The sequence below is a fragment of the Povalibacter sp. genome (genome assembly GCF_036735925.1).
In the GTDB taxonomy this organism is placed as follows: Bacteria; Pseudomonadota; Gammaproteobacteria; order Steroidobacterales; family Steroidobacteraceae; genus Steroidobacter.
In genome coordinates this window covers 1-12,845 of the sequence record NZ_DAINNK010000025.1, presented here as the reverse complement: position 1 = coordinate 12,845, position 12,845 = coordinate 1, and the positions used below count along the sequence as shown (strand labels likewise).

At 65.8% G+C, this 12,845-nt stretch carries 14 protein-coding genes; 8 read left to right on the top strand and 6 right to left on the bottom strand.

Annotated elements, in window-relative coordinates; genetic code table 11:
- Window positions 1-55: 55 nt before the first annotated feature.
- From V7D81_RS09870 to V7D81_RS09860, 3 genes are all read left to right on the top strand, one after another.
- Window positions 56-1,150 (top strand): D-2-hydroxyacid dehydrogenase, encoded by a 1,095-nt coding sequence (locus V7D81_RS09870; protein WP_324316170.1) that lies wholly within the window; start codon window positions 56-58, stop codon window positions 1,148-1,150.
- Window positions 1,151-1,452: 302 nt separating this feature from the next.
- A complete protein-coding gene (locus V7D81_RS09865; RefSeq protein ID WP_324316168.1) occupies window positions 1,453-3,684 on the top strand; it encodes a VTT domain-containing protein in 2,232 nt (743 codons plus the stop codon).
- A gap of 1 nt (window position 3,685) precedes the next feature.
- Entirely contained in the window at window positions 3,686-4,438 is a 753-nt protein-coding gene (locus tag V7D81_RS09860) for an endonuclease/exonuclease/phosphatase family protein (protein ID WP_324316166.1), read from the top strand.
- 192 nt (window positions 4,439-4,630) lie between these two features.
- Here V7D81_RS09860 and V7D81_RS09855 read toward each other — a convergent pair whose 3' ends face one another.
- The 3 genes from V7D81_RS09855 to V7D81_RS09845 all read right to left on the bottom strand — a co-directional run bounded on the left by V7D81_RS09855 (window position 4,631) and on the right by V7D81_RS09845 (window position 6,984).
- The gene (locus tag V7D81_RS09855) at window positions 4,631-5,353 is read right to left on the bottom strand and encodes a hypothetical protein (protein ID WP_324316164.1); all 723 of its coding nucleotides are present in this window, start codon (window positions 5,351-5,353) and stop codon (window positions 4,631-4,633) included.
- A 286-nt stretch (window positions 5,354-5,639) separates the two neighbouring features.
- The gene (gene folE / locus V7D81_RS09850) at window positions 5,640-6,266 is read right to left on the bottom strand and encodes a GTP cyclohydrolase I FolE (RefSeq protein WP_324316162.1); all 627 of its coding nucleotides are present in this window, start codon (window positions 6,264-6,266) and stop codon (window positions 5,640-5,642) included.
- A 1-nt stretch (window position 6,267) separates the two neighbouring features.
- A complete protein-coding gene (locus V7D81_RS09845; protein ID WP_324316160.1) occupies window positions 6,268-6,984 on the bottom strand; it encodes a dienelactone hydrolase family protein in 717 nt (238 codons plus the stop codon).
- Between the two features lie 204 nt (window positions 6,985-7,188).
- Here V7D81_RS09845 and V7D81_RS09840 point away from each other — a divergent pair, with 204 nt between their 5' ends.
- Complete coding sequence (locus tag V7D81_RS09840) at window positions 7,189-7,761, top strand: SRPBCC family protein (RefSeq protein ID WP_324316158.1); 573 nt, start codon at window positions 7,189-7,191, stop codon at window positions 7,759-7,761.
- A gap of 59 nt (window positions 7,762-7,820) precedes the next feature.
- Complete coding sequence (locus V7D81_RS09835) at window positions 7,821-8,630, top strand: M48 family metallopeptidase (RefSeq protein ID WP_324316156.1); 810 nt, start codon at window positions 7,821-7,823, stop codon at window positions 8,628-8,630.
- Between the two features lie 81 nt (window positions 8,631-8,711).
- Here V7D81_RS09835 and V7D81_RS09830 read toward each other — a convergent pair whose 3' ends face one another.
- Together V7D81_RS09830 and V7D81_RS09825 are read right to left on the bottom strand one after the other, a co-directional pair.
- Entirely contained in the window at window positions 8,712-9,020 is a 309-nt protein-coding gene (locus V7D81_RS09830; protein WP_324316154.1) for a hypothetical protein, read from the bottom strand.
- Window positions 9,021-9,144: 124 nt separating this feature from the next.
- A complete protein-coding gene (locus V7D81_RS09825; protein WP_324316153.1) occupies window positions 9,145-9,384 on the bottom strand; it encodes a hypothetical protein in 240 nt (79 codons plus the stop codon).
- A 342-nt stretch (window positions 9,385-9,726) separates the two neighbouring features.
- On the opposite strand from V7D81_RS09825, the gene V7D81_RS09820 reads away from it, so the two are divergent.
- On the top strand, window positions 9,727-10,455 hold the full coding sequence (locus V7D81_RS09820) for a response regulator transcription factor (protein ID WP_324316151.1): 729 nt from the start codon (window positions 9,727-9,729) through the stop codon (window positions 10,453-10,455).
- Complete coding sequence (locus V7D81_RS09815) at window positions 10,452-11,813, top strand: ATP-binding protein (protein ID WP_324316149.1); 1,362 nt, start codon at window positions 10,452-10,454, stop codon at window positions 11,811-11,813. The genes V7D81_RS09820 and V7D81_RS09815 overlap by 4 nt, the downstream gene beginning before the upstream one ends.
- Here V7D81_RS09815 and V7D81_RS09810 read toward each other — a convergent pair.
- Window positions 11,799-12,287 carry a hypothetical protein gene (locus tag V7D81_RS09810; RefSeq protein ID WP_324316147.1) on the bottom strand — a complete coding sequence of 163 codons (489 nt, stop codon included), beginning with the start codon at window positions 12,285-12,287 and terminating at the stop codon, window positions 11,799-11,801. The two genes, V7D81_RS09815 and V7D81_RS09810, sit on opposite strands and share 15 nt — an antisense overlap.
- A 177-nt stretch (window positions 12,288-12,464) precedes the next feature.
- Between V7D81_RS09810 and V7D81_RS09805 the strand changes: the two genes are divergently transcribed.
- Window positions 12,465-12,704, top strand: a complete 240-nt coding sequence (locus tag V7D81_RS09805) for a hypothetical protein (protein ID WP_324316145.1) — start codon at window positions 12,465-12,467, stop codon at window positions 12,702-12,704.
- The last annotated feature ends 141 nt before the right edge of the window (window positions 12,705-12,845 follow it).

Sequence of the window (12,845 nt, the reverse complement as noted above, 5' to 3'; positions counted from 1 at the left end):
CCTACAGGAAGAGTCAGAGGCCGGCTTCTCCGGCCCCGCAACCGGGAGTGCTCACATGTCCGTCAGCCGCCTCGTCATCCTGCTGATCCTTGCTGTGCCGTTGCCCACCTTGGGTGCTGACAGCGCCGACGACATCATCCAGCGCTACCAGCTCGAACAGGGCACCGAGCCGGTGAAGGAACGTCCCGGCTGGCGCAAGCCGAAAAAGATCCTGGTGGGCGGCTTCGTCACGGGGATGATCGACGAGCTGCGCGCGGCGTATCCCGACATCCAGTTCGTTGCCGCGAAACCGGGCGAAGCCGCCAGACAGGCGAAAGACGCGGACGCACTCTTCGGCATCTGCAACGCCGAACTGATCGCCGCCGCGAAGGCGGTGCAATGGATCCACTTCGTCACCGCCGGCGTCGAGAACTGCGTCTCCGTGCCGGGCGTGAAGGAGCGCGACATCCTCGTCACCAACATGCAGCGCATCGGCGGCCCGATCATCGCCGAGCATGTGATGGCCATGACGCTCGCGTTCACGCGCGGGCTCGATCTCTACCTCCCGCAGCAGGCGAAGCGCGAATGGAAGCGCGTCACGCCGCCCGGACGCATGGCCGTCGTGAAGGGCAAGACCCTGCTGGTCGTCGGCCTCGGCGGCATCGGCAGCGAAGTGGCGAAGCGCGCGCACGCGCTGGAAATGAACGTGATCGCCACCCGCGCCAGCGGTCGCACCGGCCCCGACTTCGTGAGTTACGTGGGCCTGCCGGAGGAACTGCCGAAACTGGCGGGCCAGGCCGACTTCGTCGTCAACACTGCGCCGCTGACGCTGCAGACGCGCGGCATTTTCAACGCCGCCTTCTTCGCTGCGATGAAGCCGGAGGCGTACTTCATCAATGTCGCGCGCGGCGGCAGCGTCGATACCGACGCGCTGGTCGCTGCTTTGCAGCGCAGGCAGATCGCCGGCGCGGGCCTCGACGTCACCGATCCCGAACCGCTGCCGTCCGATCATCCGCTGTGGCAGGCGCCGAACGTCATCATCACCCCGCACGTCGCCAACGATTCCGACCTCGGTTTCGACGCCCAGGTCATCGTCACCCGCGAAAACCTGCGGCGGTACATCGCCGGCGAACGCATGCTGTCCGTCGTCGACGTGGGTCGGGGGTACTGAAGAGAGGAGTTTCACACGGAGATCACGGAGCACACGGAGCCGGAGATCAAGAGAGAAGAATTTCCACGGGGAAGAAGGGGGACACGGGGAACACGGGGTCTCGGAACAGAAATTTTCTTTCCCCGTGCTCCCCGTGTCCCCCTTCTTCCCCCGTGGAAACTCTTAACTTCTTCTCCGACCTCCGTGGCCTCCGTGAACTCCGTGTGAAACTCTTCTCTGACCGACGCCGGAACCCGGCGACCGGACGAAGCGTTTTCCCGACAATGTCAGCGGGAACCAGCAATCCGGAGCCTCGCAGGGGCGTGCCTTCCTTGTTCGAGCCGGGGCGCAATTGCTGGCGCGTCGAAAACGCATCGCAGGCGGCGTTCATCGTCGATGCCGACGACTACTTCAAGGCCTTCGTGGCTGCGGCCCGCAAGGCGCAGCGTTCCATCCTCATCACGGGCTGGGATTTCCACAGTCGCACACGGTTGCTGTGCAGTGCCGCCGGCGGCGGCGATTGCGACCTCGAACTCGGCGACTTCCTCAACCAGCTCGCCCGCGAGCGCCGCGACCTGCAGATCCACATCCTGATCTGGGATTACCCGATGATCTTCGGCATGGACCGCGAGTGGGCGCCGATCTACGGGCTCGGCTGGCGGCCGCACCGGCGCGTGCATTTCCGTTACGACAACACGCATCCGACCGGTGGCTCGCATCACCAGAAAATCGTCGTCGTCGATGATGCAGTAGCGTTCAACGGCGGCATCGATCTGACCTGCCGGCGCTGGGACACGTGTGCCCATGCCGCACACGATGAGCATCGGGTGACGAACGGAACGCCGTATCCGCCGTTCCACGATCTGATGATGGCAGTCGAGGGCGACGCGGCGCGCGCGCTGGGCGATCTGGTGCGCGAGCGCTGGCGTATCGCCACCGGCGACACGCTGCGACCACCGGCTGCTGCGCGCCGGATGGCCTGGACACGGCGTCGGCGCTCGCCGATGGCGGCGGCCTTGCGATGGCCCGACGATCTGCAGGCCAGCGTGCGCGACGTTCCGGTCGCCATCTCCCTCACTTCGCCGCCGGTTCACGGCCACAGCGGCAAGCGCGAAGTCGAGGCGCTGTACATCGACATGATCGCCGCGGCGCGCCACAGCATCTATCTCGAGAACCAGTATTTCACGGCCGAAAAGATCGGCGACGCGCTGGAAGCGCGACTGCAGGAGGCTGACGGACCCGAGATCGTCGTGGTGCTGCGCAAGCTCAGTCACGGCTGGCTCGAAGAAATGACCATGGAAGCCCTGCGCACGCGCCTGATCGAGCGATTGCAGGCCGCCGACACCCACGGTCGCCTGCGCGTCGTGTACCCGTACATCGACGGGCTCGACGAGGGCACGTGCATCGACATCCACTCGAAGCTCATCATCGTGGACGACGAAATCGCGCGGATCGGCTCCGCCAACATCGCCAACCGGTCGATGGGACTCGACACCGAATGCGATCTGACGATGGCCGCCGACGGTCGCGACGACGTCCGCACTGCGATCCGCCGGCTGCGGGCCGTGCTGCTCGGCGAACATCTGGGGCACGCGCCCGAAGCCGTACAGGCCGTCATCGATCGCACGCATTCGCTGCATGCCGCGCTCGACGAACTGCACCAGGAGCAGCGCACGCTGCGCGCTCTCGAAGGCGGAGCGCAGACGCCCGAAGGACTGCTCAATGTACTGAGCGTGGCCGATCCCGAACGGCCGGTGAGCCTCGCCGAACTCGGCAGCCTCTTCAGCGCCGACGATTCGCTCGAAACCGCAGCGCCCGCCGCAGGCCCGGCGTGGGGCAAGATCGCGATCGTCGCGGCCGTGCTGGCCGGCCTCACCGCCATCTGGCAACTGACGCCGGCTTCCGAACTGCTGGATGCGCGCCGCATCGTCGGCTGGGCACGGGAATTCGGCGGTCACTGGTGGGCGCCGATCGTCACGATGCTGGCGTACACGCCCGCGTGCCTGATCATGTTTCCGCGTTCGCCCATCACGCTGTTCGCCGTGGTCGCGTTCGGGCCGTGGATGGGATTTGCGTACGCGATGATCGGGCTGGAGTTCTCCGCCTGGGTGACGTACGCCGCCGGTCAGCAACTGGATCGCGACACGGTGCGCCGCGTGGCGGGGCGCAAGCTCAACGACATCATTCAGGTGTTGCGTCGTCGCGGATTGATCGCCATCACCGCGCTGCGTCTCGTGCCGCTCGCACCGTTCAGTGTCGAAGGCATCGTTGCCGGCGCGGTCGGGATCAAGCTGTGGCATTTCATGGTCGGCTCCGGCATCGGCATCCTGCCCGGGACGCTTCTGGCGACGGTGTTCGGCGATCAGCTGCAGGGAGCGATCGACGATTCCGACAGCATCAACTACTGGCTGCTGGCCGCCGTCGTGATCGTCATGATCGTCGCCACGTGGTGGGTGCGTCGCTGGCTGCTCGCATCGGCCGCGGCGATGCGATCGGAGCCGAGCGGCGAACGTCCGTCGTCGAATCATGGTGTCGGTCGGGCCAGCGCCGCCTGAGATGGCCGCGACGCCTCGGCAGGCTGCCGCAACGCTCGCAGTCGCTTCCTACAACATTCACAGCGGCGTGGGTCTCGACCGACGCTGCAGCGCCGGTCGCATCGTGAGTGTCCTGAAGGAACTGGACTGCGATCTCTACGCGCTGCAGGAAGTCGACAACCAGCCGGGCGATCACGAAGAGTCGATGCAGCTGGAGCGCTTCGCCCGCGAGCTGAACATGCAGGCCGTGCCGGGCCTGCGCATCGTGCGCCATACGGGCGAGTACGGAAACGCGATCGTGACGCGGCTGCCCGTGCTGAGCGTCCGCCGCCACGACCTCAGTCATTCCTGGTTCGAACCGCGCGGTGCGCTCGACGTGCAGGTGGAAGTGGCTGGCTGGCCGGTGCGCGTGATCGCGACCCACTTCGGCCTGAGCCGCAACGAACGCCTCGTGCAATGGCGCGCGCTGATGTCGCATCTGACCGAGGCTTCGCCGGAACTGCCGACGCTGCTGCTCGGCGACATCAACGAGTGGTATCGCTCCTCCACGATGCTGCGCGAAGCACGCCGGACCTTCGGCGAACCGCCGACACCTGCCGAATTCCCCTCGTTCGCGCCGTTCCTTTCGCTGTCGCGTATCTGGGTCCGCCCGAGCGCGGCATTGCTGTCCGTGAGCGCTCATCGCAGCGCGCTGTCGCGGCGTGCGTCGGATCATCTGCCGATACGGGGCGTCATCGATATCGCGCGGCTGTTTCGGAGGCCGGAGGCGGAGTAACCGTGACCGAAAGGGAATCCCACGGGGCAAAGAACGCGAAAAAAAGAGCCGAAAGAAAATGGCCGCAAAAAGCGCAAAAGGCGCAAATCGGATTCTGACTTTTGCGCCTTTTGCGCTTCTTGCGGCTATTCCTTTTTATGCGTTCCATGCCCCGTGGGATTCCCTTTCGGTCACGGTTACTCCAATTTCCTCTCAGCTATACGACGCCAGAATCCTTGCCTTGCTGGTTTCGTACTCTTCCTGGCTGAGGACATTCAGTTCGCGCAGGCGATGATGCTCGCGCATCTCATCGCGCAGGAATTGCGCCGGCGGCTGCGGGCGGGCGAGTTTGGCGGCGGTGATGTTCTTGATGAGATCGACGACGAAGCTCTTGCCGCTCTTTGCCGCGCCGATGCCGCCGACCAGGTCGATCAGCACGGCGTTGCCGTGGACGCTGGTGAAGCGCAGCGACTCGGTGGTCCGGCGCAGGAACAGGTACAGCAGGGTCAGTGCAGCGAGCGTGCCGGCGATGCCGCCGATGAAGCCCGGATGGGTCCAGAGCGTCGCGGCGGTGAGGCCCGCCCAGGCGAATGCCGCGGCCGTCGCGAGACAACAAGCGATGGCCAGGCCGAGGCAGATCCAGGCCACCTTGCGCACGCGCATCGGTCGCGGATTGGCGAAGCGCAGATCGAACGTGAATTTCTTCGGCGGCTGGCGCGGACGTTCGTACTGAACGGCGAGGAAGTGATCCTGCAGGATGCGCAGCTCGGTCGAGCAGCCGCGCAACGCGCTGCGCAGGGTGTAGGTCGCCACCGTCGGACGGTGCGGCTGACGGACCGACATCGTCTCCAGATAGTCCTGCGTGGCTTCGATCGCAACGTGCTCGGCGCGGCCCGCGGCGCGTGCTGGTGGGATTGGCCGTGCGTGTGCGTTCACTTCCGTCAGACTCCGCCGGCGTGCAGGCGGGTTGCCGACACGCTTCATCTCTCCATCAGGGTTGGGTCGATGCTAGGGCGGAAGCGCGCGCGTCCGTGGGAACTGCGTCACATCGGATCGACGCAGCGGCTGGTAGTGCGGCGGGCACTAGGCAAGTCCCTGATGGGGGAGCTTGCGAATGAGGGCAAGTGTTAAGTCCCGGGGCCGGCTTCCGCCGGCTCTTCTTGTAGGTCAGGCTTCAGCCTGACTCTTTGTCACGGCCGGCTGAAGCCGGCCCCACAGGGGGTCAGCCCGAGCCGTCGATCTCGATGAAGCGCAGAAACTCCGCGCGCGTCCGCGCGTCGTCGCGGAAGGCGCCGAGCATCTTGCTCGTGACCATCGACACGCCGCGTTTGTGCACGCCGCGCGTCGTCATGCATTGATGCGAGGCGTCGATCACGACGCCGACGCCGCGGGGCTTCAGCACTTCGTCGATGCAGCGCGCGATCTGCGCCGTCATTTTTTCCTGCACCTGGAAGCGGCGGCCGTAACCATCGACCACGCGCGCGAGCTTGCTGATGCCGACGACTTTGTTGGTCGGCAGGTAACCCACGTGCGCGCGGCCGATGATCGGTGCCATGTGGTGTTCGCAATGCGATTCGAACTCGATGCCGCGCAGCACGATCATTTCGTCGTAGCCCTCGACCTCCTCGAACGTGCGGCGCAGGTAGTCGGCGGGATCGCTGAGATAGCCGGAGAACCAGTCGCGATAGGCGCGCACGACGCGTCCCGGCGTATCGCGCAGACCTTCGCGGCGCGGATCGTCGCCCGACCAGCGCAGCAGCGTGCGAATGGCGTCTTCGGCCTCCCGCTCCGTCACCGGCGGCAGGGGCGGCAGCTTTTTCGGACGCGCCGTCCGGGAGGATTTCTTCATGTCAGCGCAGCACTTCTTCGAGGAAATTCAGCAGGGCCACATACGAACGCCGTTCGGCGTCCGGGTTGTAGAGCAGGCCGAGGTCGGCATTGTTGGCGCCCGGATCCGTGAATGCGTGTTTTGTGCGGCCGTAGGCATGAAGCTGCCAGTCGACGTTCGCGGCCGTCATTTCCTTCTCGAACGCGACGACGTCCTCGACCGGCGCCATCGGATCGTCATGCCCGTGCAGCACCAGCACCTTGGCGCCGATCGCACCGCCCGGAATGCCCGGCGGTTTCAGCAGGCCATGGATGCTGACCACACCGCGCACCTGCGCGCTGCTGCGCGCCAGGTCGAGCACGCACAGGCCGCCGAAACAGAAGCCCATCGCGGCGATGCGTCGTGCATCGATCTGCGGCTGCGCGCTGGCGGCGGCGACGGCGGCATTGATCCGGCGCGAGAGCAGGGCGCGATCCTGGACGAACGGCGTCATCAGCGCGCTGCATTCCTCCACCGTGGTGCCGGTGCGTGCGCCGCCGTACATGTCGAGTGCGAACGCGGCGTAGCCGAGCCGCGCGAGGTCGCGTGCTTTCTGATCGAACACCGCCTGGCGTCCGCCCCACGCATGACTGATCAGGACGGCCGGCAGCGGGCCGGGACGCGCGTCGTCCCAGGCGAGAAAGCCCTTGCAGGCGGTGCCCGCGTCCGAGTAGTCGATGATCTTTTCAGTGAGTGCCATGGGTTTTCCCTCGATGTGACGCGGCAGCGGCCGGAAGGTCGGCAAGGCTACCGCAGTTGGGGGCGGCTGGCTGCTGGCGACTGGCGGCTGGCCAGAGCCGAGACTTCCGTTTCTGGCCAGTTGCCAGCAGCCAGTCGCCTCTCTCCGCTATCCTCCGCCCCCGGCCGCCGAGCCGGCGCAATCAGAATGCAGCGGGAGGATCACATGCTTCGCCTGAGTCTGTGTCGATGGGGACTGTCGGTCGTACTGGGTCTCGGCATCCTGCCGGTCACGAACGCAGAAATCGTCAGCGCCGCACCGAACGGCTTCAATCTGCGTCATGTCGTCGAAGCCGCGGGCGTTCCGCCCACCACCGTGTGGGCCGCGCTGTCCGACATCGGCAAGTGGTGGGATCCGGAGCACACGTATTCGGGAGACGCGCGCAATCTCAGTCTCGATCCGGTCGCACGCGGCTGCTTCTGCGAAAAGCTCAGCCTCTACGCCGGCATCGAACACGCGCACGTCGTCTATGCCCAGCCGGCCAAAACCCTGCGCATGATCGGTGCACTCGGACCGCTGCAGGAATTCGGCGTCACCGGTGCGCTGACCTGGCAGGTCGAGGCGGCGGGCGGCGGCTCGCGCATCACCGTCACCTACAACGTCGGCGGCTTTGCCGACCGGCCGCTGGCCGACTGGGCGCCGATCGTCGATGAAGTCGTCGGCAATCAGGCGAAGCGGCTGGCGCGGTTCGTGGTCACGGGCAATCCGGCCGAAACCAAATCCGAATCTGCGCCCTGAAGGACAGGAACCCCATTCGCAACGGAGCGTTTTTCCGCCAGAACGGTCGGAGCCACGGTATGCGCGTACTTCAGAAACTCCTCCTCGTCGGCGTGGCCGTGCTGGCCGCCGCCTGCCAGACCGTGCAGACCACGCAGCCCGGCGCCATCGGCGTCGAGCGCAAACAGCAGATGCTGGTTTCCGAGGCCGAAGTGGAGAAGGGCGCGCAGGTCGCCTATCAGCAGGAACTCGACAAGGCCCGCCAGAAAGGCGCGTTGAACGCCGACAAGGCGAAGTACGACCGCGTGCAGGCGATCTCGCGGCGACTGATTCCGCAGACCACCGTCTTTCGTCCCGACGCCGCCAACTGGAAGTGGGAAGTGAACGTCGAGACCACCGACGACGTGAATGCCTACTGCATGCCCGGCGGCAAGATCATGGTCTACACCGGCCTGATCGATCAGCTCAATGCCACCGACGCCGAACTCGCCGCCGTCATCGGCCATGAAATCGCCCATGCGCTGCGCGAGCATTCGCGCGAACGCCTGTCGCGCGCGTATGCCCAGCAGATCGCACTCGCGGGCATCGCGATCGCCACGGGGGCCGGCGACTCGACGATGGCACTGGCCGACCAGGTCGCTGCCGTCACGTTCACGCTGCCGCACAGTCGCGAGCAGGAAGCCGAAGCCGATCGCATCGGCCTCGAGCTGATGGCCCGCGCCGGCTATGACCCGAACGCGTCGATCTCGCTGTGGCAGAAGATGGGCAAGCTCGGCGGCAGCCAGTCGGAGTTCTTCAGCACGCACCCGTCGAGCGAATCGCGCATCCGCGATCTGCAGGCGACGGTGCCGAAGGTCGCGGGGCTGTATCAGAATGCCAAGAATCAGTAGGGGATCGGATTCTTCTGTAGGTCAGGCTTCAGCCTGACTGTTTTCAGGCCGGCTGAAGCCGGCCCCACAAAAAGAAGGTTCCTACCGGACCAGCGCAATCACCGCCACGACGATCGCCAGGCTCATGCCCGCCGTGAGCCAGATGGCGCGCTTGTGCAGCGTCGTGACGGCGCGCGTCAGCTGTGCAATCTGTTCGGCCATCTGGCTGATCAGTTCGGCCTGACGCTGTTCGTTCTCTTCGAGCCGGGCGATGCGCGCGGCGTCGGGGTTGCCGCCTTCGATCGCATTCACCGGTGGCGGAGGCAACTGTCGCGACTTACGCAGCAGCTCGCGCGACACATCGAGAATGGACGGCACCAGTTGGACGATCTGCAGCCAGGGAAGGGGCATCGACGCACTCCGCGAAACGCTTGCGGCTTCATTGGGCCGCAGGCGCCAGCTTCAATGCAAGCTAAAGAACAAGGCCCCGGAGCGGTTGCGCGCTTCGGGGCCCTGGCTGCGGTTGCATCGCCGCTTACGACTTCGGCTTTTCCTTCGCGGCGAATTCGGACTTGCTCAGGTAGCCGTCGCCATTGGTGTCGGCGGCGGCGAACCAGTCGTTGACATGCTTGTCGGCCGCAGCTTCGGTCTTGCTGATCTGCTGGTCGGCGTTCTTGTCCAGCGATTCGAACGTCGCCGCCGCATGTTTGTCGCCGCCGGCGATCGCGGCCGCAGACAGCAACGTTGCACTGACAACGGTAATTAGCGCTCTCATGGTGTATCTCCTGTGCGGTGAACGCCGGATGGATTGCGTTCCCTTTTCGAACGCTGCGTCGCAGAGCGCAGTTCCGGTGCCGGTCGCCTGTCGCTGCGGATTCCGAGTGTGCTTTTTGTGCACTGCGAGTCGGTGAATTGGCGACGACCCGGCTTCGCCGCGTCGTTGCCTGAGGGCCTGATCCAGCAGGGAATTCGGCGCGGGTCGACTTGACGATTCTTGGCAGCTTGGGCGAAATCGCTGTGCGAAGGTCGCAGCGGCCTGCGCGGCGGATCGGCTGTGCGGGCGCGACCCGTCTACTATTCCAACGATCGTCCAAGCCTGACCGCCGGATCGCGCCGTATGACAGTTCCTGCCTCCCTGCTGATCGTCGATGACGACCGCGAACTCGGCCAGATGCTGACCGAGTACCTCACCGCCGAAGGATTCCAGGTTTCGCTGGTGCGCGACGGCGCCGAGGCGCTGGCGCGTCTGACGGGTCAGTCGGTGCCGTACGATCTGGTGATTCTCGATGTCATGCTGCCCTCGCTCAGCGGTTTCGAAGTGCTGCGCCGACTGCGGCATTCGCTGTCGATTCCGGTCGTGATGCTCACGGCGCACGGCGCCGACGTCGATCGCATCGTCGGCCTGGAACTCGGCGCCGACGATTACCTCGCCAAGCCCTTCAATCCGCGTGAACTGGTGGCGCGCGTGCGCGCGGTGCTGCGCCGGTTCTCGCGCCGCGAACCGGATACGCCGAACCATCCCGTCAGTGTCGGACCGATCCGGCTCGATCCGGCGACGTTCGATGTGACGCTCTCGGGCCAGTCGATCCGATTGACCGGCACGGAACTGCGGCTGCTCGAAGTATTGATGCGCGCGGTCGGCCAGGTGCAGTCGCGCGAATCGCTGACCGAACGCGTACTGGGCCGGCGGCTGACGCCTTACGACCGCAGCATCGATACGCACGTGAGCAACCTGCGCCGCAAGCTGGGTCTCGGCGAAAACGGCCTGCCGGAAATCCGCAGCATCCGCGGCGCGGGCTACGTCCTTATCTCCGCAGCGGAAGCCCGGGCCGAGCAGGCATCGTGAGAACCCTGTTTCTCCGCATCTTCCTGTCGTTCTGGGCAGCGATGCTGCTCGTGCTGCTGTCGACGGCGGGCGTCGCCTGGTACCGGCTCAGCCAGGTGCAGAGCATCAGCATCCGCAAGCTCGGCGAAGATGCGGAAGCTGCGCTGTACGCTGGCGGCGTACCCGCCATGCAACGTTGGCTCGCTGACGTGCAGCGACGCTATCCGGGCCGCGGCATCTACGTCGTCGGCCAGGACGGCGAAGACATCCTCGATCGCGAACTGCCCCGCGCCCTGAGCGGTTATGCACGACGCATGCGCGAAGCCGGCTTCTTCGGTGTCGGTGTCGTGCCGAGCCGCCGCAACGATCCGCTGCTGCTCACGCCGCTGTTCACCGACCGCGACGGCTCCGTCTACACGGTGATGATCGACACCGCCGACTGGCCCGTCTCGGCGCTGCGCGATACCGACGTGCGTCTGCTGCTGCTGGCCTTCGCGCTGGTCGTCAGCGGCATCGTCTGCTGGCTGCTCGCCCGCTATGTGAGCAAGCCGGTCGTGCGCCTGCAGGCCAGCGCCCGTTCGCTGGCGGCCGGCAATCTCGACACGCACGTCGGCGAGGATTTTTCGCGCCGCCGCGATGAACTCGGCGTGCTCGCGCGCGACTTCGACACCATGGCCGATCATCTGCGCACCCTGATCGCCTCGAAGGAGGCGCTGCTGCGCGCCATGTCGCATGAACTGCGTTCGCCGCTGGCGCGGATGCGCGTCGCGCTCGGCCTCGCGCGTCGCGAAGGCGCCGATCTGCCGCGCCAGCTCGACCGCATCGAACTCGAAGCCGAACGGCTCGACACGATCATTGGACAAATGTTGCAGCTTTCCCAGTTGCGCGTCGTCGAACACAGCCTGCCGCGGCCGCCGCTGGATCTCACCGGACTGATCAGCGAGGTCGTGGAAGATGCGCGGCTGGAAGCGAGCGCGGTGGACAAGCAGGTCGAGTGGCAGCCCGGTCCGCCGGTGTCCATCGGCGCCGATCACGACCTGCTGCGCAGCGCCATCGAAAACGTGTTGCGCAATGCCGTGCGCTTCACGGATCGCGGCACGGCGGTGGAGGTTTCCATGGCCGGCGCCGGCGGCGACATCCACATCGACATCGACGACCACGGCCCCGGCATTCCCGAGTCCGATCTCGAGCGCGTCTTCGAGCCGTTCTTTCGCGTGGCCGAATCGCGCGATCGCGATTCCGGCGGCACGGGCCTCGGACTCGCCATCTCTTCGCGCATCATCAATCTCTACGGCGGCCGGGTGCGCGCGCGCAATCGTCCGGGCGGCGGCCTGAGCGTGAAGATCTCGCTGCCGCTGGAAGCGTCAGCCGCCGTGTGATTGCGTCGTGCGGCGCGTGAGCGCCAGGCTGCGCAGCAGCGACGCACGATCGCGGATCGCCGCCACTTCTTCGTCGCTCGCGCCTTTCGATTCGAGCAGCACGCCGTGCATGTCGAACTGCAGTTCGATGTCCGCCGCGTCGCGCAATGCGTCGCCGCGATAGCGGATCAGGCGCGCGCCATTGAATTCGTAAGAGCCCTTCGCCGCTCTGTCCGCATCGAGTCTGCGCACTTCGTCGATGCGTTTTATCTGCGTGCCGTCGAACTGCGCGGTGTAGGTGGTGTCGATGCCGCCCGCCTTGATCGCTGCGCGCAGCGTATTGGCCGGATCGAGCGACCAGTCGTCCTCGCTCGATGCCGGTGGCTGTTTCGAGCAGCCGGTGATCAGCGTGACGGCGAGCAGCAGGGCGCACCCGGCACGAATTGCCGGCGAACGATCGATCGAAGTCTGCTTCTGGCGACGCGGGCTGAACATAATTTGTCGGTTGTGCGCGATTGTTGCGCGCCGAAAGACCATGCCACAGTCTGCGACGACGTGACCAGTGTCTGCGCTTCGCTGCACGGCCTGCGAACGTGACTCAGCTCACGCGGCGCGTCGCCACAATCCTCTACGCTGGCCGCCGATCGTCATTCAATGAGCAGGGAGAATTCGATGAGCGCCGCCGGTTCGCAGGTTCGTCAGAGTGCTGCACAGGCCCACGCCCCGCAGCCGGCTCCGCGCGCCGCCGCGCGTTCTGCGCCCATGTATGCGTTCGTGTCCTCGGACATCGAAGACGAGTTCAAGCTGCATCTCAACGACATTCCGCGCCAGCGCGAATCGCTCGACGTCGAAGGCCTGAAGCCGTCGCTGCTCAGCCGCCTGCTCGAGATGGTGTCGCCGATCGGCAAGTAGTCCTGTGGGGCTGGCGCTGTTTGAGCGCTGAACGCTTGAGATGAGGCCGAACAACGCGTCCCTTCCTCCGCGCAGCGGGGGACCGGGGGTTGCTGTAGGTCAGGCTTCAGCCTGACTTCTGAAAAGAGGCCGGCTGAAGCC

Coding starts and splice junctions, on each gene's coding strand:
- V7D81_RS09820 (WP_324316151.1), top strand. CDS start 9,727: ATGACAGTTCCTGCCTCCCTGCTGATCGTCGATGACGACCGCGAACTC.
- V7D81_RS09805 (WP_324316145.1), top strand. CDS start 12,465: ATGAGCGCCGCCGGTTCGCAGGTTCGTCAGAGTGCTGCACAGGCCCAC.
- V7D81_RS09840 (WP_324316158.1), top strand. CDS start 7,189: ATGCTTCGCCTGAGTCTGTGTCGATGGGGACTGTCGGTCGTACTGGGT.
- V7D81_RS09860 (WP_324316166.1), top strand. CDS start 3,686: ATGGCCGCGACGCCTCGGCAGGCTGCCGCAACGCTCGCAGTCGCTTCC.
- V7D81_RS09845 (WP_324316160.1), bottom strand. CDS start 6,984: ATGGCACTCACTGAAAAGATCATCGACTACTCGGACGCGGGCACCGCC.
- V7D81_RS09825 (WP_324316153.1), bottom strand. CDS start 9,384: ATGAGAGCGCTAATTACCGTTGTCAGTGCAACGTTGCTGTCTGCGGCC.
- V7D81_RS09870 (WP_324316170.1), top strand. CDS start 56: ATGTCCGTCAGCCGCCTCGTCATCCTGCTGATCCTTGCTGTGCCGTTG.
- V7D81_RS09830 (WP_324316154.1), bottom strand. CDS start 9,020: ATGCCCCTTCCCTGGCTGCAGATCGTCCAACTGGTGCCGTCCATTCTC.
- V7D81_RS09835 (WP_324316156.1), top strand. CDS start 7,821: ATGCGCGTACTTCAGAAACTCCTCCTCGTCGGCGTGGCCGTGCTGGCC.
- folE (WP_324316162.1), bottom strand. CDS start 6,266: ATGAAGAAATCCTCCCGGACGGCGCGTCCGAAAAAGCTGCCGCCCCTG.
- V7D81_RS09810 (WP_324316147.1), bottom strand. CDS start 12,287: ATGTTCAGCCCGCGTCGCCAGAAGCAGACTTCGATCGATCGTTCGCCG.